The sequence below is a fragment of the Streptomyces sp. CB01881 genome (assembly GCF_002953255.1).
Lineage (GTDB): Bacteria > Actinomycetota > Actinomycetes > Streptomycetales > Streptomycetaceae > Kitasatospora.
Genome location: NZ_CP026498.1, coordinates 10,696,840 through 10,699,365, shown reverse-complemented (window position 1 = coordinate 10,699,365; position 2,526 = coordinate 10,696,840). Strand labels below are relative to the sequence as shown.

The 2,526-nt window shown below is 69.3% G+C and carries 3 protein-coding genes; 2 read left to right on the top strand and 1 reads right to left on the bottom strand.

What is annotated here, in order from left to right:
* The first annotated feature begins 143 nt into the window (after positions 1 to 143).
* The gene (locus tag C2142_RS36055) at positions 144 to 836 is read left to right on the top strand and encodes a hypothetical protein (RefSeq protein WP_148647029.1); all 693 of its coding nucleotides are present in this window, start codon (positions 144 to 146) and stop codon (positions 834 to 836) included.
* Positions 837 to 1,040: 204 nt separating this feature from the next.
* Complete coding sequence (locus tag C2142_RS36050) at positions 1,041 to 1,595, top strand: hypothetical protein (RefSeq protein ID WP_148647028.1); 555 nt, start codon at positions 1,041 to 1,043, stop codon at positions 1,593 to 1,595.
* Between the two features lie 632 nt (positions 1,596 to 2,227).
* Here C2142_RS36050 and C2142_RS41020 read toward each other — a convergent pair.
* Positions 2,228 to 2,526, bottom strand: a 299-nt coding sequence (locus C2142_RS41020) for a BBE domain-containing protein (protein WP_241003002.1), incomplete at its 5' end; no start/stop codon positions are given.

Below are 2,526 nucleotides of genomic sequence, written 5' to 3'. Positions count from 1 at the left end.
GGCCACCACCAGCACGGCCACCAACTCCTGACCGACCTCTACCGCGCCGTCACCACCGCGGCCGAGACGACGCTCGACGGCATCACCGTCCCTGCCCGCCTCACCGAGGCCGACCATCAACGCGGTGAGGTCCGCCAGTGGCTGTGGCGGGTCCTCATCGCCGACGGCACCCACGCCCTCACCTCCGCCGGCCGCTGGAGCGACGCCCTGCACCACATCGAGGAGCACCGCGGCATCGCCTGCGTATCTTCGACGGCCGCCAGACCGCCATCCTCGCCGCCGCCACTACTGGCGACCTGCCCGGCGCCCTCGCACTGCTGGCGGACACCGAACCCGGCGACTCTTGGGAGAACGCCGTCACCGCGGTACTCACCGCGCTGTGTCGCCCCGGCGACCCGCACGCCGCCGCCGACGCCATCGACCGCTGCCTCACCTTCGAACCGGACGAGGGCCTGGCCGTCTTCGCCACCCGCCTCACCCTGACCGCAATCGATGCGGCCGACCCCGACACTCCCTCGGCCCGAAACCTACTCGCACACCTGACCAGCCGAACGGGTGAATCCGGCGACGGCTACGCGCTGCGCGACCTCCTCACCCACCACGGGGTTCGCGACCGCCTCGAACCCGGCCGGAAGGCCGCGCTCGAACAGGCTCTCGCCGCCTGCGCACTGGGCGCTGCCGCCCTCCCCCAACCCGTGCGCGACCGACTGGAGGAGGCCCTTGACCGCGCCCGGGACGTGCTCGAAAAGTCCCCGTTCGACCCGGGCTCGCCCGGAGGTGATCCGCTTGAACGTCGCACTCGAACAGCACCACCATCGGACGCCATCCGCCCGTAGCGGATTCGTCAACATCGAGCTGAGCGCCACCGGGCCCGGCGCCCCGCTTTACCACTCCCTCGGCTTCGGGGCGCTGGAGGGATGCATGGCGCTCCGCGCCGGTCCTGAGGGCGGGATACGGTGACCGGCTTCGATCTCGACCACCGCGACCAGCAGGCGTCGGCGCTACCCGCGAGGCCGATGCCCGATGAAAGTGAACTGCGAATGACCGCACGAGACGCCCGCGCGCACGCCGCCGAAGCAGCCGCTCGGCTGCTCCCCGACCTGACCCTGGACCAACTCGAGGACGACCTCGTACACCTGGTCCGGTCCACCACCGTCAAGCCGCCGCACCTGGTCTTCATGACGGCGAAGGAGCTGCTCGGTGTCGCCGTGGTGCAGCTCGACCGCACCCAGGTGCTGTCGCAGGGGCGACGTCCGTACCTCGTGGCCGGCCAGGCCTCGGCGCTCCTGGCGGCCTGCGCCTTCGACCTGGGCGCCATGCCCCATGCGTTCGAACTGACCCGGGCCGCCGCCCTCTACGGCCAGGTCGCCGAGCACGGGCCCCTCCAGGCGTATGCACACGCGTACCTGGCCGTCCTGTACTACTGGAACGGCAACCCCTCCCAAGCGGTTCACAAGATCGTGGAGGCCCGGTCCTTCCCCGGAGTCGGCGCCACGGGAACTGCCCGACTGGCCACGATCGCAGCCCGGGCCTACGCCCACAGCGGCCAGGTCGAGGAAGCCCAACGAAAGCGGCCTCGCTCACTGCGGAGTTAAAGGTTCAGCGGCGGCGAAGGTCGCGCGCATGATGCCGGCGACGAAGGCCGAACTGTGAGCCGGCGCCACCCTCGCCCTCCACGCCAGGTACGCCGCCGTCACCATCTCCGTTCCGCTCCGCGGTGCCAAGGCCCGCGAGGACGCCGAGGCTTCTCGGCGCCGGCCTGCGCCAGAGGATTGGCGCTGGGAATGGCGGGCGAGGCCCGGGTGAGGCGCTCCCGCGTTCGTCGGAGCGCTTGTCGTCGGCGGTGACCAGCATGCCGAAGACCGGCTGGCCCTGCAGCTCGGCGAAGGTCTACCGGAAGTCGGTCGACCAGACGCTGAATCGACCGAACCGTCCGCGTACGCGATTCGAGGATGCGCACTGTTCCATGCGGAGAAGACGGGCGGCACGCATGCACACGCACCCGACGACCCGTCAGCTTAGGTCAGCAAAAGTCAGCATTGATCCGAGTACACCCTCGCAAACGTGCACACTCCTGAGAGCCCGGCCCGCTCTCGGCCTGGCCTTGCGAGGACATCCAGCCAGCCGTCGGCGCCCACACCGAGTAACCGCCCGAACCCCTTTACTCGCACCATTCGCCCCGATATCCCCCGTTTACCGGATGGTCGACATGACTCTGCGTGGGCGGTCAGGACGGCAAGGTGATCGACTGGGCGTGGTGGAACACGTTCTTGTCGTCCCAGGTCTTCTTGGCCTTCTGCAAGCGACTGTAGTTCTGTTTGTAGTAGAGCCGTTGGTAGGCCGGGTTCGGCTGTCCGGCCACGCCGAGGTCGGTGTCGGGGTAGTTGACGTAGGCGCCGTCGGTGTCGGTGTTGATCTCGGGGATGCCACCGGTGGCCTTGTACACATCCCGATAGAGACCGCGCAGGTAGTCGAGGTGGGCGGTGTCCTGGGCGGGGTCGGTCCAGTACGTCTGGTACTGGAGCT